Genomic DNA, 19785 nt, shown 5'->3' on the forward strand with positions numbered 1-19785 from the left:
ATGGCATTTGATACATTAATTTTAGTCTCTACGATTAGTTTTCTAGGTATGATATCACCTGGACCTGATTTCTTTTTGGTGTTAAAAAACAGCTTAAGTTATAACCGCAAAATAGCATTACTCACCTGTTTAGGTGTCATTACAGCTATCTTAGTTCATATGAGCTATTGTGTTGCAGGCATTGCAGTGCTTATCACCACCACACCGCTACTTTATAATGCTTTACGTTATGCGGGTGCTGCTTACCTAATATGGCTTGGTATAAAGGCTCTAATTGCCTCAAAACCAAATACGACCTATATAGGTAAACAACAAACAAAACAATCAATTTCAGAAAAATCAGCCTTTATGCAAGGTTTTTTATGTAATTTACTTAATCCTAAAGCAACGTTGTTTTTTTTAGCAACCTTTACTCAAATTCTTAATGCAGAATCATCAACATTTGATAAACTCATCGTTGCCTTGATTATTTGGATTGAAGCTATATTTTGGTGGCCTTTTGTCGTGTTGATTTTTCAAACACAAAGCGTACAACGCCGTTATTTTAAAATTCAATTTATCATTGATAAATTACTGGGTATCATTTTAATAACTTTGGGAATAAAAGTCGCTTTAGGATTTTAGATTATTAAAAGATAATAGGTAGATATTGTTAAAAAAATACACACTTTTTTGAATATTCAACCGTTAATTGTTAAACTGGTAGTAATTGAGCTTTTATCATCGTTTTTCCTTTGTTAACGGTTATAAATTCACTGAACACTTATTTTCATTCGATAGGCTAATTGAAATGAATAAATTATTACAATATGGTCGAGAGCTTCTTGAATTAGAGATACACGAAGCGCAAAAATTACCAGATCGACTAGGTAACGATTTTGTTAACGCATGTCAGCTTATTTTAAGCACCAACGGTAAAGTGGTTGTTTCAGGTATTGGAAAGTCTGGGCATATAGGTAAAAAAATTGCCGCTTCATTAGCAAGTACAGGTAGTCCTGCTTTTTTTATGCATCCATCGGAAGCCTTACATGGCGATTTAGGGATGGTTACACCAAACGATGTAGCCGTTTTAATTTCTTACTCGGGCCGAGCCAAGGAGTTTAATTTAATTTTACCTATTCTTGCCGAAATGAATGTACCGGTTATTGCTATTACTGGAGGATTAGATTCGCCACTAGCAAAATCAGCTCAGGCCATTCTTGATATTTCAATTGAAAAAGAAGCTTGCCCAATGGGACTTGCGCCAACATCAAGTTCAACCAACACATTATTAATGGGTGATGCTCTTGCGATCGCTGTAATGCGCGCACGGGGCTTTAAAGAGGAAGATTTTGCACGCTCTCACCCTGCTGGTAGCTTAGGTGCTAAATTACTTAACCATGTGAGAGATGTAATGCGTACCGGCGATCGAATTCCGAAAATTTCGCAAACTGCAACGGTATTTGATGCTATGCTAGAATTAAGCCGTACAGGTGTGGGGTTAGTTGCAATTTGTCAAGATAACAATAAAATAATTGGCGTATTTACCGATGGTGATTTACGTCGATTATTATTAAAAAATGGTACATTACAAGATAGCATTATGGAAGTTATGACCAGCCCTGGACATCGCATCCCTGAAAATTGGAAAGCGGTTGAAGCACTAAAATCATTTAATGATCATAACATTACCGCAGCTCCCGTTGTTAACAGCGAAGGCGAATTAGTAGGCGCTTTAAACATCCATGATTTGCACCAAGCGGGTATTAACTAAAACTATTGATAAATACCTATTGCCAAAGGGTGCTATCTATTGAGATAATTACCGACCTAAATTTTTGTCGTTAGACGGAGATCCAAGAAAAGTTACACAGTGATAACGCGAATAACACTATAAAGTTATAGCGCATGATATTGTGTTGTATATTTTAACCAAAATTAATAGATGATGAAACTACAATGGCAGAAAAGCGAAATATCTTTCTAATTGGCCCAATGGGGGCAGGAAAAAGCACAATAGGCCGACAAATTGCACAACAGTTAGGCATGGATTTTTTTGACTCAGATCAAGAGATTGAAAAACGTACAGGCGCTGATATCGCATGGATTTTTGATCTAGAAGGGGAAGAAGGATTCCGTGCCAGAGAAGAAAAAGTCATTAATGAGTTGACAGAAAAACAAGGCGTCGTTCTTGCAACGGGTGGAGGTTCAGTCTTATCTAAAGAAACACGCAATAGATTATCCGCTCGTGGAATTGTTGTCTACCTTGAAACAACGATTGAAAAGCAAATGGCAAGAACACAAAAAGATAAACGTCGCCCACTATTACAAGGTAGTAACACCCCGCGTGAACTTTACGAAGAGCTAGCCGATAAACGCGAACCACTTTATGAAGAAATTGCCGATATTACAATTAAGACTGATGAACAAAGTGCCAAAGGTGTTGCTGGTTATATCATTGATCAAATAGAGCAAATTTAGACCATCATTTTCACTTACGATGGCAAGTTATAGCAAGGCAATAAACCTACTAATAGGTTAAGGAGTAGAAATGCGTGTAGATAGAGAAGATCGTTATATATCTGAACAACCTAATAAAGGCGCTATACTCTCATCAAAATTACCAAAATTGCTACAAGATTGTTTTAAGAAAAAGCGAATTCTACTTGGTCTGGCAGTTGTCATTATTCTATTATTGGTTAGTCTAGTTTTGTTTCGCTCTTCAAACAAAAATGAACCAACACCATTAACGCCACCAGAAATTAATGGTGTTGAAGGATCGCAAGTACCAAGTGACTCCGTTACACATGGACAAGATGAGATGCCCATGAGCCCGGAACAAACCAACTCAGAACAAAATGCAGAGCCAAACACACAAGGTAACAAGCAAAGTTCCGAAATACCTAATGATGTAAACCATAATTTAAACTCAAATGGCAATCTAAAAGATAGACCAGAGGTACCAACCAATCCGGTTATACCTCCATCCAATACAAATGGTGTTGAAAATTCAAATAACATTAAAGCAAATCCGGCTAAAACTAGAGAAAATAGAGGCAACATCAATGGAAAAACATCTCATCATAAACCTGATAAAAATGTAACTACGACAAATAATTTAAAGCTAAAAGATAACAGTTATAGCATACAGCTTACTGCATCTAAATCAGCTGATGGGCTAAAAAAATTTATTAACCAACATAAAATAACTAATTACCAAATTTATGAAACTAAACGTAATAATGAAAAATGGTATATTTTAATAAAAGGCAATTACTCATCATCTGAAGAAGCACATAAAGCAATTAAGTCTTTACCAAGTGCACTGCAAAAAGACAAACCATGGGTTAAATCTGGTGCAACGATTAATAAAGAAAAAGCAGCAAAATAATCAAGGATATCGTTTATTTATCCGAGCAAAGACAAACAGGAGTATCCGTTGAAGAAGCGACGAGCCTTTTTAAAATGGGCTGGAGGAAAATATGAGCTTGTAGACACAATTAAACGGTATCTACCAGAAGGCGATCAACTGATTGAACCTTTTGTCGGCGCTGGCTCCGTGTTTTTAAATACTAACTACAAAAGTTATATTTTAGCGGATATCAATCATGACTTAATTTCATTATTTAAATTATTACAATCGAGTCCTGATAAGTTTATTCATGACCTTAGATTGCTATTTACTGCTCAAAATAACCACCCTGATGCATTTTATCAGTTGCGTGATGTATTCAATGGTAGTCAAGACCAATATTTTAGATCACTCTTATTTGTCTATTTAAATCGACATTGTTACAACGGTCTATGCCGTTATAATAATAGGGGGCTATTTAACGTACCATTCGGACGTTATAAAACCATTTATTTTCCAGAAAAAGAACTCTATTTTTTTGCAGAAAAAGCGCAAAGGGCCCAGTTTATTTGTGCACCTTATTACGAAGTAATGAAGCAAGCAAAACAAAATTCAGTAATTTATTGTGATCCGCCCTATATATCCCCAAATGAATCAGCGGGTTTTACAGCTTATTATTCAAATATATTTGGATTTGAAGAGCATAAAAACTTATCAAAATTAGCCGAAAACATGGCATATAAAAAAAATATACCAGTGCTAGTGTCTAATCATTATACTGATTACACAATGACCCTTTACAGCAAAGCAAGTCAACTATATCGAGCAGAAATGCGACGCTCAATTAGTTGCGCAGGTGAAGGTCGCAAAAAAATCGATGAGATTTTAGCATTATATAAAAAGCCATAAACAGGCTTAACTATAATGAAAGTTATTAGAGGTAGGTTATGAAAAAATACATTATTGCGCCATCAATATTATCAGCTAATTTTGCTCGTCTTGGTGAAGACACTCAAAAAGTGCTCGATGCAGGAGCCGATGTTATCCATTTCGATGTCATGGATAACCATTTTGTACCAAACCTCACAATGGGAGCCATGTTTTGTAAAGCACTGCGAGAATATGGCATTACTGCACCTATTGACGTCCATTTAATGGTATCACCGGTTGAAGAACTCATCACCGCTTTTGCCAAAGCAGGCGCAACCAACATATCCATTCACCCAGAAGCTACTGTACATTTGGATCGTTCATTACAGTTAATTAAAGATCATGGTTGCACAGCCGGTATTGTACTCAACCCAGCAACACCGCTTAATTGTCTAGATTATATTATAGAAAAAATTGACATCATTTTACTTATGAGCGTTAATCCAGGCTTTGGTGGGCAATCGTTTATACCTTCCACCATCAAAAAAATACAACAAGTAAAACAGCGTATTATAGAGTCTGGGCGCGATATTCGTTTAGAAGTTGATGGCGGCGTAAAAGTCGAAAATATTGCAGAAATAGCCAAAGCAGGCGCAGACATGTTTGTTGCTGGATCAGCCATATTTAACCAACCGAATTATAAAGCTGTTATTGATGCAATGCGTAAAGAGTTAGCAGGAGTGACACATGCATAAACTAAATGACATTCAAGCAATCGCCTTTGATTTAGACGGTACCCTTGTTGATAGCGTACCCGGGCTTGCACTAGCGGCACAAAAAATGTTGGCCGACTTAACCCTACCGACAATCAGCAACGAACAGATCAAAAACTTTGTAGGTAATGGTATTGATATCATGTTGGAACGGGTATTTAATGCAATTGGCACAACGCCTTCTGGCGAACTTTTTTCAAAAGCAAAAAACCTTTTCAATCAACATTATAATAAAGTAATGGATGCCGAAACCAAGTTATTCCCTCACGTCAAAGCAACCTTAAAAACACTGCATGACAGCCAATACCCATTGGCATTAGTCACCAATAAGCCGGCACAATTTTTGCCAGCCTTACTGACTTCTTTAGGTATAAAAGAGTACTTTTCATTAGTACTTGGTGGGGGCGATGTCATTAAATTAAAGCCACACCCAGCACCTTTATATCAAGTTATGGCAACCTTTGGACTGTTTAGTGATCAACTTCTATTTGTTGGCGATTCTAAAAACGACATCACTGCAGCACAAAATGCCAATTGCCCAACCGTTGCGTTAAGCTATGGCTATAACTATGGCGTTTCGATTGCTACTAGCAATCCTGATTTTTTATTGGATGATTTTAAAGAGATATTAACATTATTACCTCAGCCAAAAGCTGATGCAAAAAAATAATTAGCATAAATTAGGAACAAATTATGAGTAAACCGATTGTATTTAGTGGCGCTCAGCCATCAGGAGAACTAACACTTGGCAACTATTTAGGTGCATTAAAAAATTGGGTGGCTCTGCAAGGTGAATATGATTGCGTTTATTGTATCGTCAATCAACATGCGATCACTGTACGCCAAGATCCCAACAAACTACGCAAAGCCACATTAGATACACTAGCGCTTTATTTAGCTTGCGGTATTGATCCCAAAAAGAGCACTATTTTTGTACAATCACACGTCCCAGCACATGCCGAATTAGGCTGGGCATTAAATTGTTACACCTATTTTGGCGAACTCAGCCGTATGACTCAATTTAAAGATAAATCGTCTCGTCATTCTGAAAACATCAATGCCGGTTTATTTGATTACCCAGTACTGATGGCTGCCGATATTTTGCTTTATCAAGCCAACTTAGTACCTGTGGGCGACGATCAAAAACAACATCTTGAATTATCGCGCGATATTGCTATGCGCTTTAATGCACTTTATGGCGATATTTTTACTGTTCCAGAACCATTTATTGCCAAAGTAGGCGCCCGCGTTATGTCATTGCAAGAACCAACAAAAAAAATGTCCAAATCAGACGAAAACCGCAATAACGTCATTGGCTTACTTGAAAATCCTAAAGAGATCGAAAAGAAAATCAAACGAGCAATGACCGATTCTGACGAACCACCAGCGGTGCGTTACGACATAAAAAATAAAGCTGGCGTTTCAAACCTGCTTGATATTTTGACAGGTGTCACTGGAAAACCGATTGCCGAACTTGAAAAAGAGTTTGAAGGTAAAATGTATGGTCACTTAAAAACCGAAGTAGCAACGCAAGTTATTGACATGCTAACCACCTTGCAAACCAAATATCATGAGTATCGTGATGACGAAAGTTACTTATTTTCAATCATGCAAGAAGGTGCCGAAAAAGCACGTTCAAAAGCCGAACCAACATTGAAAAAGGTCTATGATGCAATCGGTTTTGTATAATTACCAAATCACTAGCGGATTATCACTAAAAATAAAACAGTATGCAATGGCTTTAACAGACTAAAAAAACTGTCAATAATTAAAGCCATGTAAATATACGGATTAGTTATGAAGATTATTATTCTCGGTGCAGGACAAACAGGTAGTGCGCTTGCTGAATATCTCGTTACCGAAAAACAAAACGATGTCACAGTGGTTGATGAAAACCATGATAAATTACAATCACTACAAGAACGTTTTGATTTACAGGTGATTTGTGGTAAATCGTCCTATCCACAAGTACTAAAAGACGCTGGCGCTGAATCAGCCGATATGCTTGTTGCCGTTACTAATTCTGATGAAATCAACATGATAGCCTGCCAGATTGGGCATGTGATGTTTCACATTCCACAAAAAGTAGCACGTATTAGAGAGCCTGAATACAATGACGAAAATTACTCCTGCTTCAACAAAAACTGTATAAACATCGATCATATTATTGCTCCAGAAAACCTTATCACTAATCATATTAGTCAATTAGTACAATATCCGGGGGCGCTACAATTTGCGTCTTTTTATGACAATCGAGTCTGTTTGGTGGCCGTTACCGCCTATTATGGCGGTGCTTTAGTTGGCAGTGAACTGTCTGGACTTAAAGAGCACTTACCCCATGTTGAAGCACGGGTTGTCGCAATTTATCGCAAAAATCGCTTTATACGTCCACTAGCATCAACCCTAATTGAAGCCGGTGATATGGTTTATTTCATTACCCCACCAGTTAATATCAAAGCTGTGACGAGTGAGTTACAACGCTTAGAAAAGCCTTATAAAAGAATCATCATTAGTGGCGGTGGTGGCGTGGCAGTCACTTTAGCAAAGCGTTTAGAAAACGACTATCAAGTAAAATTAATCGAACGCAATGCCGAACGTGCCGAATTAATTGCTGAGCAACTTACTAATACCACAGTTCTGCACGGCGAATCATCGGATCAAGAATTGCTTTCACAAGAACAAGTTGAACTTACTGATCTATTTATTGCTGTCACCAGTGATGATGAATCCAATATCATGTCATCCATGCTAGCCAAAAGGATGGGGGCTAAAAAAGTAATTGTATTGATTCAACGCCAAGCCTACCTTGAACTAATTAATGACAGTGTGATTGATATTGCAATTTCACCACAACATGCTACCATTTCAGAGCTACTAAGCCATGTAAGGCAAACTGGCGTTGTTAAAGTCGTTTCATTAAGACAAGGTGAATCCGAAATTGTCGAAATTGTTGCCAATGGTAATAGTGAAACATCAAGACTGGTTGGCAAAAATATTAACAGTTTAAAAATACCTTCTGGTGCAACCATTGGGGCGGTAGTCCGTGGTGAGGATGTCATTATTGTCAATACCGATCTAACTATTGAAGACAACGATCACCTTATCATCTTCTTACCTGATAGAAAGGCAATTACCGACATCGAAAAATTATTACAATAACTTGTTAAAAATAGATAGTCAGTTCATAATAACCAAATAAATTTTGACTCGGGGTGTTTTTTGTTTCAACAAAAAACTGAGATTTTACCCGTTGAACCTGATCTGGATTATGCCAGCGTAGGGAAGTCTAAGCCATCAAGTCACAAAATTGGCAAATTCTTCCCAAGATGCACAGATAATAAGGAAGAAATAAATATGCCAACAGTCAAATCATTCAAAACCAACCAAGCAACCTCTTTTATCCACCACGTTAAACAACAACGCCCACTAGTGCATTGCATAACTAATGATGTAGTCCAAAATTTTACCGCTAATATACTACTTGCTATTGGCGCATCACCGGCAATGGTTGTTGCCGAGCAAGAAGTTGCTGCATTTGTTTCCATTGCCGATAGTTTATTGATTAATATTGGTACCATTCACAGCAACATAGTCACAAGTATGTTATTAGCAGCAGCTAAAGCGCAGCAAACACAAACACCATGGGTACTCGATCCCGTCGCGGTAGGACCTGCACTTAATTATCGTACTGAAATTGCATATCAATTATTATCATTAAAACCAACGGTAATACGTGGTAATGCCTCAGAAATATTAACACTAAATGGTCAAAACTCATCGGCAAAAGGACCTGATGGTCAAGACTCAACCCAATCAGCTTTAAACGCTGCCAAAGAGCTTGCGCAAAAATATCAAACTATCGTTGCAGTGACAGGTGATATCGACTATGTCACTAACGGTAACAACGTATATAGCATAACTGGGGGCGATATTGCTTTAACGAAAGTGACGGGAACAGGATGTTCATTATCCGCCATGGTAGCAGCTTTTATAGCCAATTCACCTGACCCTTTATCTGCTACCGCCTCGGCATGTTTTATGATGAAAAAATCCGCTGAACTTGCCAACAAACAGCAAGGATTAGGCACCTTTACGGTATCTCTATTAGATCAACTCTCACTATTTAATCCATCACTTTAATAAGGATAGAAGATGAAAAAACAATTGGATTTAACCCTTTATTTAGTGCTCGATCCACTACTCTGTGGTGGTATTAGTGGTATGGTCAATACAACAAAAATTGCTGTCAAAAACGGCGTAACCGCTATACAGTTAAGATCAGAAAAAGAAATGGCAGGTAAAGATTGGTATCAAGCAGCATTAGCATTGAAAGAAGCGTTAAGTGATACAGCTATTCCATTATTTATAAATGATCATGTCGATATTGCTTTAGCAGTTAATGCCGATGGCGTACATATTGGACAAAGTGATTTACCTGCCGATATCACTCGCCAACTTATTGGCAAAGACAAATGGTTAGGGTTTTCAGTATCTAATCGCCAACAACTTGATACCACTCCTTGGCAACTGGTTGATTATATTGGTATTGGTCCTATCTTTCCAACAACAACCAAAAAAGATGCAACGGCCGCACTGGGAACCGAACAGTTAACCAAGTTAGTAGAACTAAAGCAGCGCCCTGCTGTTGCCATTGGTGGTATTGATGAAAACAATGTAACTAATGTCATCCAAACAGGCATTGACGGTATTGCAGTGGTTTCGGCTATTTGTGGCCAAAAAGATATTCAACAAGCAACGTTATCGCTTATTAACAAAATCAAACAAGCTAAATAGGAAATACTATTATGACAACAATTGCATTAACCATTGCTGGATCTGACCCTAGCGGTGGCGCAGGTATTCAAGCCGATTTAAAAACCTTTTCTGCACTCGGCGCCTATGGCATGTCGGTCATCACGGCCTTAACGGCACAAAGCACACAAGGGGTTGATGCGGTATTAGCGATCTCACCCGAATTTATTGAAGCCCAATTTAATACGCTTTATCAAGATATTCAAATTGATAGTGTAAAAATGGGCATGCTCATGAATAAAGAGATTGTCACAACCGTCCACCACCTGCTAAAAACCAATCCAATCCCGATCATCGTCTTAGACACCGTCATGGTCGCCAAAGGGGGACATTCGCTACTAAAACCTGACGCCATCACAGCCATTCGCGAACTTTTACTCCCCCTAGCAACCATCATCACTCCCAATCTACCAGAAGCCGCCGCGCTACTTGATTGTGACGAAGCAAAAAACGAAGATGATATGCAAAAGCAAGGACATGAATTACTCAAGTTAGGCTGTAAAGCGGTATTAATGAAAGGAGGACATTTGCCCAGCAATGAAAGCCCTGATTATTTAATCACTCAAAATAACACAGTTAAAATAACCGCCCCACGTATTCAAACAAAAAACACACACGGCACTGGTTGCACATTATCCGCAGCGATTGCCGCATTATTACCTAACAACAGCTTGCCAGATGCAATAGCCCAAGCCAAAAATTATCTACATGGCGCAATTAGTCATGCTAACGATTTAAATATAGGGAAAGGGATTGGACCAACACACCATTTTTACCGTTGGTGGTAATCGCACAATAAACAAACTAAATGGGATTTAAGTTGTCAACTATTGTATATAACAACCAATCCCATACCTTAACTAATGCAGATTCTTTGCTTCACTTGTGCTACAAGTAAGTGTCCCTTTTTTTCCTTGTTCATTTTTAGAGTAGTCAGCCCAACAACTTTTCATTGATAAATCAATTTTTTTTATTAACTCAATTCTGCTTGTACTGTAAGCGCAACTAACATAATAAGGTTCAACGTCTGTATAGTGATTAACTTCCCATATTAACTCATGTTTCTTACCATCAACCGTTCCTTTTGCTGGTTTTAAAACCGCCATTCTAGAAGGATGATCATAATAAACAATCATGCTATGAAAAGCGCTACTCAGACTATCTTTCTCAAAAACCTCCCATCCTTCGGGCATTTTTTCTACTTTTTCTTTAACGTCGATTTTTTGTGGGCACTCAATCTGATAAGCATTAACAAAAAAAACCGCACCAAACCAAACTACGACAGCTATTGTCATACTCAATATTTTTTCTTTCATATTATATATCCTGCTAATAATAGCAATATAAATAACGAGATAAAAACTCGCTAAGGTGTCACAATCCTAACAAAGTCATAGCCAGCGTTGTTAACAGCATCAATTACGGCTTCTTGAGAGATAGTACTATTTGCAATATCAACTTCGTGCTTGATTAAATCAACAGTCACCTTTGCCTTTGGATCGATATCATTGATCGCTTTTGTTATTGCTTTAACACAATGTTGACAACTCATATTATCGACGATTAATTTCATAGATTCTCGCTACTTTTACTGGTTATAGTCTTAATAAAAATTTACATAAAAAAAACTAAAATTACTACAATTTTATCCATAATATGATAGCATCATATTTCAATCAACACTTATAACAAATCATTATGATGAAGAAAATAAAATATTGTTTATTATTAACTTTAAGCTTAACCCTTGTGGGTTGTTTTGGTGCTAACCAATCTAGTATCAACCGTTGGATTGACAATCCTACTGCTAACGAAATAAAAGTCACTATAGATGGTAAAGAATTAACGATTCCAGCCAAATCAGGTATTAACTATACATTTGAATACGGCAAACATACCTTATCGTATAATAATGACGACTTCAATTTTGTCGTAAAACCGGCTCAATTTGGCGAATTAGGTCTTATTAACCCAACACAAAGTAACTATTACTTATACACAGTCATCTATTCAACCTCTGAGATGAATGATGAACAATACGAAAAGATCTTAAGAGAAAACAGAGAAATAAATAGCATCCCAGTCATTATTGATGGTAAAGAGCAAGAAATAGAAATGCCAGCAAAATTAATCAATGATGTATTTATTGAACACAGCCAATATCATTGGGATTATTCTTATGATCAGCCTTTCCCAAAAGAAATAACTCAAGACCTAAAATTAAAGAAAAACCAATCTTATCAACAACGTTATAGAAAATTATATCGTGAAAGCGACTTTATTGAATTCTTAAAAGAAGATGAACAAGAAGACATTAGCTTCCCTTACAATCCTAAAAAGTTCAGCGAGATAAGCCAATATGTTATTCCTAAGATTGACTTAAATAACATAAAATGCGAAGCCGGTCGCCAATATATGGAAGGCCTGTTAAATGATTGGAATCATCTTATGACATTAAAAGGTAGTGATTTTACAAAACCATACGACAATTTGGCATCAAATGATGCAATGGCTAAAAGCTATGGTTCAGAAGACAAATGTACAGAAGCAAACGATCCTGAGAAAACTTATAGCAAAGAATTGAGGCAATTCGTTGATGCTCTCAGAAATACTCGCGATGTTAACTTTTATGTAGTTAAATAGTATTGGTAATATTATTTTACTGGAAAGAGGCTGCTTTGCAGCCTTTTTTTGTTTTTGGGTAAAGATTGTTAAATTAAAAATTCAATAAAATTAACACCTTTTCTGACCGATTTTTTGATGATTAAATGGATGTTATTAAAACGCTCTATTCGTGATTTTGTTGATTTGTTGTATACCAACCTTTACTTAGGTTGTGTAAGTGATTGATTTAGCTTAAAAACAGCAAAATAAAAACTTCAATAAAATCAATACCTTTCCTGACCACTTTTTTGATGCAATTTCATTGCTTTTTTACACAAAAACAACTCACAAAAAAACACCAAAGGTTATGCTGTTTGTCTTGTTCCGGCGTCAGAATGTGCCGACAATAGAGCGAGGTTAGCACGCCAAACAGGACGTTTGGCGAGTTTGTGGTGCGTCGGACAAATTTGTCTGGAACAAATTTGAACATCTGAGCATAGCGAAGATGGCCTCGTAGAGGCGAGTATCAGGATGATACGAGTAGTGCCGCAGGCCACATTCTGCAGCCAAGCGTGGGATTGTAAAGGGAATTCGCTTTAATTCCCTTTACTCGGACGTGGTCACGGTAGCTATTTTATTCACCAAAGGTCAAAACGTCCGAAACCTTGCCGTACTATAAATAGACCACGAATTTAAACCGCCACAACGTAATCATTAGAATTGCCAACCACGCTTTCAGCGTCGCCGGCGGGGAGTGGCGCGATTGTGGCTTCGCCGCAACAGCGCCATCCTAAGGGAAAATGCTCCCAACTTATGCGGGGGCTTTATTCTTTGTTAGATTGTCCTCTATCTGCACCATAACCGCCCCCCGTAGTCCAAGGATTAAGGACTAGAGATAAAAGCTAAGGTGTAGTGCAAACAGCATAATCTCCCCAAGGGCTACCCTTGCTGAGGATAGAGCCAGTATGCGAGTAGACACTGAACGGGCCATTACTTCCTACGTCGCTAGTCCAGTGGTTCATACCTCCGAAGCCCGCAGTAGAGTAACCTCTCACGTCGCCCCACTCAGAGAAAAGACCTGCACCTATTTGACGATCGTAATAACCGTTACCTGACCGCGGATAAGCACCAACAGCTCCAACACAAGAATAAGTTGGGTGGATGCGATAACAACCGGCATTAGTTAAATCCCTTACCCGAGAAAGACGATAACCCAAACTTCTACACCAAGATAGATGGTTAGACGGGGTATCTAGTTTATTACCCCGATTGACAAACCACTGTTTTAGCACAAATCCATATTTCACTACCACTCGACCACTACTATCTCTCCCCTCCAACTCAAAAGTCTGCGGCAAAGATGGTAATGGAGTAAGCGGACTAGGATTACTTGACTCTCTCAGACTAACACCTGCATGAGGACCGTGTAACTCTATCCGAGTTACGCTTGTCCGCTCATGAATCCAATTATTTTGAGGGTTTGCAGGATATGCTCTAGCGGTTATTCCACCGTGAGAAACTGAAGACCATGTAACCTGCCTAGCTTCGATGCCACCTAAGAGTAAATCAAAATATAATCCATCAGCACCTGTAGTAGGAAAATTACGACCGTAAGATAACGGATTTGTTGACTGAACTAAAAACCCCTTCTTCGGATTCCATACGCTAGCAGGGCCAGCAAAGTGAGGTTCGTCCCTACTAGCAACACTAACCAAATCGCCAGTACCACCATAGTACAAACTCGGCCTTACGAAACAAACACCAACATTATTATACGGACTAATATAATATGTCACGCGTTGACCATTAAAATTGCTTATATTAGGAACTCCGTACTGTGTTTCTATACTTCCACTTCCACTTACTAATACCACCCTATAAGGTGCCTTACAAAAATCTAATGTATCACTACGACTTACAGTATTACTATCCTTATCATAAAAAAGTACAGATAAACTTCCCGTCGCAGTAACACTATTGGCACCCTGACCATCACCATCATCATCTCCCCAATAATGATATCTATTCACTAAGTCATTTAAACTTACTGAATTAGTTGAAGATGGCACCAACATGCCTATATCACCTAAAGTATCCCTTACATTAGGTAACCTTATTGGATTTTGTGCACTTGATGTGTTAGTTGATGGCGTAACCCTTGTACCATCAGACAATGTGATAGTCAATAAATCATCGGTTGTAGTAGCCTTAGTTCGTCCGCCATCAAACGTTAAATACGGCGCACTACCTTCAATTACTCTTGATGTATGCGCCGTTAATGCCACAGAACCCTGTGAATACGACAACAAGAGCAACAAAACGAAAAACAACGCGGATTTAGGGAGTCTAAATAATCTAAGTAAACTTGGCAAGCCTGAAAATTTAGATAGAAAAGACAACCACCTCGACCTCGGCGATAACCCAGCCGATAAAGCTGCCAATTTCGCTGCGCGAAATAACCTTGGTGATGAAAATAAGAACTGTGTCTGATTTAGACTACGGTGAAATTGAAAAAGATTTAGAACATAGGTTTGGCAGGCCATGTGCCATGTGCCATGTGCCATAAATGGTAACGCATTTCGGTCATCCTGTCAAGTAATTTTTTGTTTTATTTCGATTTTTTATAATTGACTGCTCAACTAATGAGCACTCCCTTGCTTTGAAAGCGATTAAATTATAACCGCTTGATTAATTATGCGCTACCTTTTTTGTTAAAAATTTGTAAAGTTTTGTTAAAGACTGAGTCGGCTTATGTTTGTGTGCTTTGAGGAATAGTTTTGGGTGGTGTTTTTAGCTTAAAACAGCAAAATAGAAACTTAAATAAAATCAATAGCTTTTCTGACCACTTTTTGGTTAGTTAGATGGCTGTTATTAGGATACGCTATTCTTGTTTTTACTAGTTTGTTAGTGTTAGCGTTTTGCCTAGGTTGTGTAAGAGTTTTTTTTAACCTGTTAAAAAGTCTTAACTAAACTATGAACAGCTCATGTTTAATTAGTAACAAAAAAAGACGAATAATGAACTCTCTGCTATAATTCTGTTAATTTTTTACCGTTACCACGTATCGTGTTTTAATTAAATAAGTTTTTATTAAAGGGAAATTTTCTTTATGCCACTAAGTAATAATCAAAAATTAGGTCTATTTTGCCTTGTTTTGTTTTCTGTTTTTTTTATTATTTTAATGCAAGTTCATTTAATGCCGGCAGTGATAGCTGGCTTGTTAACCTATACGTTAACACAAAAATTAGATGATTTTTTATCACGAAAAATGGTACGTTTTAGTCATCAATCAAAATTAGTTTCGGTACTAGTACTCACGACACTGATTATGGGCATTTTTATCGGCGGCTTTTGGTATTTATTTGCTTGGTTTGTTGATATGGCCAAGCATCCAACCGAAACGTTAATGAATTTGAAATTAGTGGTCAATAATGTAATAAACAGTCTACCGCCAAGTATTACCCATTATTTACCTGATGATTTAGACGAAGTTAAATCAACTATAATGATTTACCTTAAAGATCATGTCTTTTATCTACAATCTATCATTAAAAAAGTATTTCATGATTTAATTATATTAATTGTGGGAATGATTATTGGATTAATTTTGGGTTATAAAGAAAATCAACGCAACACTGAACATAATAAAATTACACAAAGAGCATTAACCAAAGCCTTAAAATCCAGCTTAAACCGGTTAGTTGTAGTATTTCAATATGTAGCTATGTCTCAAGTTGTGATCGCATTATTTAATACGATGATGACCGCTATTTTGCTATTTATTATTTTGCCTGTATTTGGCATTCATTTGCCATTTAGTAAAAGTTTAGTGTTAGCCACATTTGTTTTTGGTCTTATTCCAATTATTGGTAACTTGATTGTTAATGGATTAATCTTTTTTGTTGCATTTACCATATCATTTACTGTCGCAATGGGGATTATTGTTTATTTAATCTTAATTCATAAAATGGAATATGTACTTAATGCAAAAATAGTCGGGACAAAAATTCATGCAGGTATCTGTGAATTGTTAATTGCGATGCTCTTTTTAGAGACCCTTTTTGGCGTTATTGGTTTAATTTTTGCACCTATTTTTTATGCATTTATTAAATTATCATTAAAAGAGCTAAGAATTATTTAAATTTAATCATTAATTCATCAAGTTACTATTATCATAAGTTGTGCTATTAAGGAATCAATTGTTTATTATTGATCAATTAGCAAGCTAAATGTTGAACAATCGAATACAGCTATAGCACAACTTATAGCACTGATAATACGATGGGCTAGTTTGTTACTTCTTCTTCCACACTTTCCGCGCCTTAGTAGGTGCTATAGCTTTTTTATCACTTTTATGATTACACCCTCCACCTCTTTTACTTTTATGACAAAGTAGTTTTTAACTTTTGACCGTACTATTTTAGGGGGAGTAACAATGGTTGTTCACCCCAAAAAACAACAAAAAAATAAATTGAATAAAATCAATTACTTTTCTGAACGATTTTTATAAAGTATGTTTACTTACCTATGCAAAACGAACTAAATATGCGACCTAACAAATCATCAGAGGTAAATTGCCCTGTGATTTCACTTAATGCTTCTTGCGCTAGCCTTAGTTCTTCGGCAAGCAATTCACCTGCATGGAATGTGATAAGTTGGTGCTTACCATTGTTTAAGTGATCTGCCGCTTTTTCGAGTGCTTGTAAGTGGCGACGTCGGGCTAAGAATCCACCTTCAGTACTACTAGTAAAACCCATGGCCTGTTTTAGATGTTCACGTAGTAAGGCAATACCTTCACCTGTTCGTGCCGAAAGTTGAATAAGTGAGTAGCCGTTTACTTCACTATATCCTAGTGCTTCGCCCGTTAAATCGGCTTTGTTGCGGATGACAGTGACAGGCATCTGTTTTGGTAAACGTTCAATAAATTCTGGCCATAGTTTTTCTGGATTGGTTTCGTTGGTGGTGGTGCTATCGACCATAAATAATACGCGATCAGCTTGTTCAATTTCTTGCCAAGCGCGTTCAATGCCGATTCGTTCCACTTCGTCACTCGCTTCACGTAGTCCGGCTGTGTCGATAATATGTAGTGGCATGCCGTCGATATGGATATGCTCGCGTAAAACATCTCGGGTTGTGCCTGCTATATCAGTCACAATAGCAGCATCACGACCAGCTAAGGCATTAAGTAAGCTTGATTTACCGGCATTAGGGCGCCCAGCGATGACGACTTTCATGCCTTCGCGTAGTAGTGTGCCTTGCTTTGCTTCTTGCCTGACTTCGTTTAAGTGAGTAATAACTTCATTTAGCTGGGCCTCAATTTTGCCATCAGATAAAAAGTCGATTTCTTCTTCAGGAAAGTCAATCGCCGCTTCGGTAAATATCCTTAAGTGAATCAATGATTCAACAAGCGCATGTATTTTTTTGGAAAATACGCCTTGTAGTGATGAGATTGCCGATTTTGCTGCTTGCTCAGAACTAGCATCAATTAAATCAGCAATCGCTTCGGCTTGAGCAAGATCTAATTTATCATTTAAAAATGCACGCTCTGAAAACTCCCCTGGACGAGCAATGCGGACATTGGGGATTTCAAGAATGCGTTTTAAAAGTAAGTCTAAAATAATCGGCCCACCGTGACCTTGTAATTCAAGGACATCTTCACCAGTAAATGAGTGGGGATTAGGGAAAAATAAGGCAATACCTTCATCTAGAGTGGTGCCATTCGATGCTAAAAACGGTAAATAATCGGCATGACGCGGTTTAGGCAATTTACCTAATACAGCTTGGGCAACTGCTTGCGCTTTGGGTCCTGAAATACGTAAAATACCTACCCCTCCACGGCCGGGTGGCGTTGCTTGTGCGACAATAGTATCAGATTTCATCTTTATTCATTTTTAAATTAAAACAGCAATGTTGCCATGATACCATGGACAACAAGTAAAAACAGCTATTGCTTATGGTGATACTTTGATTAGCCGATTGAATTAAAAACAGTGTATCAATAAAAATCTGAGCTCATCGCAACCATCATTCTTGTTTAAGTTGTTCTTTAGGATGATCAAATAACCAAGAGTTTGCTAATGCTAATGGCTCTCTTATCATTGCGATATATTTATCAAAATTAGACCAATTCAACGGCGCAGAGAGACCTGATATTTGCTCGAATCCTGAACGTTTAGCCAACATGACTGAGCGCAATAAATGAAAGTCATTAGTGACGATGACGGTTTTGCCTAAAGGTAAGATATCATTTGCATAAAGAAATTGTTGAGCGGTGCGAGTTGATTTATCTTCTATATAAACTCTTGATGATTCAATGCCTTTTTTAATTAAGTAATCAGCCATTACACTAGCTTCGGTTGCGGATTCGTCTTTACCTTGTCCACCACAGACTATAGCTTTTGTGTTGGGATTATTGTGTAGATAAGTCACCGCAACATCTAAACGCGTTTGTAATGTCAAGGGCGCCTGCGGAGGTGTTCCCACTACTTGGGATCCTAAAATAACCATGGTGTCAGCATTATCTTGTGGTGGTTGCTGGGTATAGACAAAAATAACCACATTGCAAACAATAAAATAACCGAGTATGCCAATAACGGCATACTTTATTAGTTGTATCATGTTCATTCACTTAAATTCCTTTTTAAAGCAATATTCAAAATGGTCATTGACTAACCCCATGGACTGCATAAAAGCATAACAAATCGTTGAACCAACAAAACTAAAACCTTTCTTTTTTAATGCTTTTGACATTTTGTCCGAGGTTTCTGTGCTAACAGGAAGTTCGCTTTTGTCTTTGTAATAATGAGTAATTGGTTTACCATCAACAAAAGACCAAATAAATTGTGAAAAATCTTCGTTATTTTTTTGCATTAATAAATACGCTTGGGCATTTTTGATTATGCTATTTAGCTTTAGTCGATTACGTATTAGTCCTTTGTTTTCCATGAATAATTCAATATCTTTTTCAGTCAATTGAACAATTTTTTCAGGATTAAAATCAAAAAAACAACGGCGATATTCTTGCCGTTTTTTTAGTACTGTGATCCAAGACAAACCCGCTTGTTGACCTTCTAAGCAAATTTTTTCAAATAACTTAAGGCTATCATATTGGGGAATGCCCCATTCGTTGTCATGATAAGCAATATACAGCGGATCGTTTGTCACCCAACTGCAACGCTTTACTTTTGGATCTATCATTTAATCATCCTTTTGAATTAACCACCATGGTATGGTGATATCTTTTTATCCAATATATTAAGATTATAAATCAAATATACAGTTTAATGTCATTCATTAAATTTTTTTATGATGAAAAAAAAGGCTTGTTTTTGTGGCAGAATGGAGACCTTTATAAGGTTAGGTCAAAAAAGACGAGTTTTCTTGATTTTTTATCTCAA

Annotated in this window: 20 protein-coding genes and 1 riboswitch; of the genes, 14 read left to right on the top strand and 6 right to left on the bottom strand. The window is 37.3% G+C overall.

The annotated features are described in order from the left end of the window. From GYX25_RS05805 to thiD, 12 genes are all read left to right on the top strand, one after another. Complete coding sequence (locus GYX25_RS05805; RefSeq protein WP_174786930.1) at positions 1-624, top strand: LysE family transporter; 624 nt, start codon at positions 1-3, stop codon at positions 622-624. 166 nt (positions 625-790) lie between these two features. After that, a complete protein-coding gene (gutQ, locus tag GYX25_RS05810) occupies positions 791-1753 on the top strand; it encodes an arabinose-5-phosphate isomerase GutQ (RefSeq protein WP_091346224.1) in 963 nt (320 codons plus the stop codon). Between the two features lie 185 nt (positions 1754-1938). Then, positions 1939-2460 (top strand): shikimate kinase AroK, encoded by a 522-nt coding sequence (gene aroK / locus GYX25_RS05815; protein WP_091346226.1) that lies wholly within the window; start codon positions 1939-1941, stop codon positions 2458-2460. Positions 2461-2530: 70 nt separating this feature from the next. Beyond that, positions 2531-3370, top strand: a complete 840-nt coding sequence (locus GYX25_RS05820) for an SPOR domain-containing protein (RefSeq protein WP_174786931.1) — start codon at positions 2531-2533, stop codon at positions 3368-3370. 48 nt (positions 3371-3418) lie between these two features. After that, the gene (locus GYX25_RS05825) at positions 3419-4240 is read left to right on the top strand and encodes a Dam family site-specific DNA-(adenine-N6)-methyltransferase (protein WP_091346229.1); all 822 of its coding nucleotides are present in this window, start codon (positions 3419-3421) and stop codon (positions 4238-4240) included. 38 nt (positions 4241-4278) lie between these two features. Beyond that, positions 4279-4956 (top strand): ribulose-phosphate 3-epimerase, encoded by a 678-nt coding sequence (rpe, locus tag GYX25_RS05830; protein WP_091346231.1) that lies wholly within the window; start codon positions 4279-4281, stop codon positions 4954-4956. Beyond that, positions 4949-5644, top strand: coding sequence for a phosphoglycolate phosphatase (locus GYX25_RS05835; RefSeq protein ID WP_091346233.1), 696 nt, complete (start codon positions 4949-4951; stop codon positions 5642-5644). The genes rpe and GYX25_RS05835 overlap by 8 nt, the downstream gene beginning before the upstream one ends. Before the next feature lie 23 nt (positions 5645-5667). Continuing rightward, positions 5668-6663 (top strand): tryptophan--tRNA ligase, encoded by a 996-nt coding sequence (gene trpS, locus GYX25_RS05840; protein ID WP_174786932.1) that lies wholly within the window; start codon positions 5668-5670, stop codon positions 6661-6663. A gap of 108 nt (positions 6664-6771) precedes the next feature. Further along, complete coding sequence (gene trkA, locus GYX25_RS05845; RefSeq protein ID WP_091346237.1) at positions 6772-8133, top strand: Trk system potassium transporter TrkA; 1362 nt, start codon at positions 6772-6774, stop codon at positions 8131-8133. A 39-nt stretch (positions 8134-8172) separates the two neighbouring features. Then, positions 8173-8274, top strand: a riboswitch (TPP riboswitch). Positions 8275-8328: 54 nt separating this feature from the next. Next, positions 8329-9114 carry a hydroxyethylthiazole kinase gene (gene thiM / locus GYX25_RS05850; protein WP_174786933.1) on the top strand — a complete coding sequence of 262 codons (786 nt, stop codon included), beginning with the start codon at positions 8329-8331 and terminating at the stop codon, positions 9112-9114. Between the two features lie 12 nt (positions 9115-9126). Beyond that, entirely contained in the window at positions 9127-9768 is a 642-nt protein-coding gene (gene thiE / locus GYX25_RS05855; protein ID WP_091346240.1) for a thiamine phosphate synthase, read from the top strand. 11 nt (positions 9769-9779) lie between these two features. After that, a complete protein-coding gene (gene thiD / locus GYX25_RS05860) occupies positions 9780-10574 on the top strand; it encodes a bifunctional hydroxymethylpyrimidine kinase/phosphomethylpyrimidine kinase (RefSeq protein ID WP_174786934.1) in 795 nt (264 codons plus the stop codon). Between the two features lie 72 nt (positions 10575-10646). Here thiD and GYX25_RS05865 read toward each other — a convergent pair whose 3' ends face one another. Beyond that, positions 10647-11102: an STY0301 family protein gene (locus GYX25_RS05865; RefSeq protein WP_174786935.1), complete on the bottom strand. Its 456-nt coding sequence runs from the start codon at positions 11100-11102 to the stop codon at positions 10647-10649. Between the two features lie 50 nt (positions 11103-11152). After that, a complete protein-coding gene (locus tag GYX25_RS05870; protein WP_091346246.1) occupies positions 11153-11359 on the bottom strand; it encodes a heavy-metal-associated domain-containing protein in 207 nt (68 codons plus the stop codon). A gap of 125 nt (positions 11360-11484) precedes the next feature. On the opposite strand from GYX25_RS05870, the gene GYX25_RS05875 reads away from it, so the two are divergent. Continuing rightward, positions 11485-12429: a hypothetical protein gene (locus GYX25_RS05875; RefSeq protein ID WP_091346247.1), complete on the top strand. Its 945-nt coding sequence runs from the start codon at positions 11485-11487 to the stop codon at positions 12427-12429. Between the two features lie 863 nt (positions 12430-13292). On the opposite strand, the gene GYX25_RS05880 is transcribed toward GYX25_RS05875, so the two are convergent. Beyond that, positions 13293-14954, bottom strand: a complete 1662-nt coding sequence (locus GYX25_RS05880) for a hypothetical protein (RefSeq protein WP_174786936.1) — start codon at positions 14952-14954, stop codon at positions 13293-13295. A gap of 543 nt (positions 14955-15497) precedes the next feature. Between GYX25_RS05880 and GYX25_RS05885 the strand changes: the two genes are divergently transcribed. Next, entirely contained in the window at positions 15498-16529 is a 1032-nt protein-coding gene (locus tag GYX25_RS05885) for an AI-2E family transporter (RefSeq protein WP_091346249.1), read from the top strand. 376 nt (positions 16530-16905) lie between these two features. Here the strand turns inward: GYX25_RS05885 and mnmE are convergent, their stop codons facing one another. From mnmE to GYX25_RS05900, 3 genes are all read right to left on the bottom strand, one after another. Next, positions 16906-18267, bottom strand: a complete 1362-nt coding sequence (mnmE, locus tag GYX25_RS05890; protein WP_091346251.1) for a tRNA uridine-5-carboxymethylaminomethyl(34) synthesis GTPase MnmE — start codon at positions 18265-18267, stop codon at positions 16906-16908. A gap of 145 nt (positions 18268-18412) precedes the next feature. Next, positions 18413-19012, bottom strand: coding sequence for a YdcF family protein (locus tag GYX25_RS05895; RefSeq protein WP_174786937.1), 600 nt, complete (start codon positions 19010-19012; stop codon positions 18413-18415). Continuing rightward, positions 19013-19585: a DNA-3-methyladenine glycosylase I gene (locus GYX25_RS05900; protein WP_091346254.1), complete on the bottom strand. Its 573-nt coding sequence runs from the start codon at positions 19583-19585 to the stop codon at positions 19013-19015. Positions 19586-19785 lie beyond the last annotated feature (200 nt).

The organism is Gilliamella sp. ESL0254, assembly GCF_013344985.1.
GTDB classification, from domain to species: domain Bacteria; phylum Pseudomonadota; class Gammaproteobacteria; order Enterobacterales; family Orbaceae; genus Gilliamella; species Gilliamella bombicola.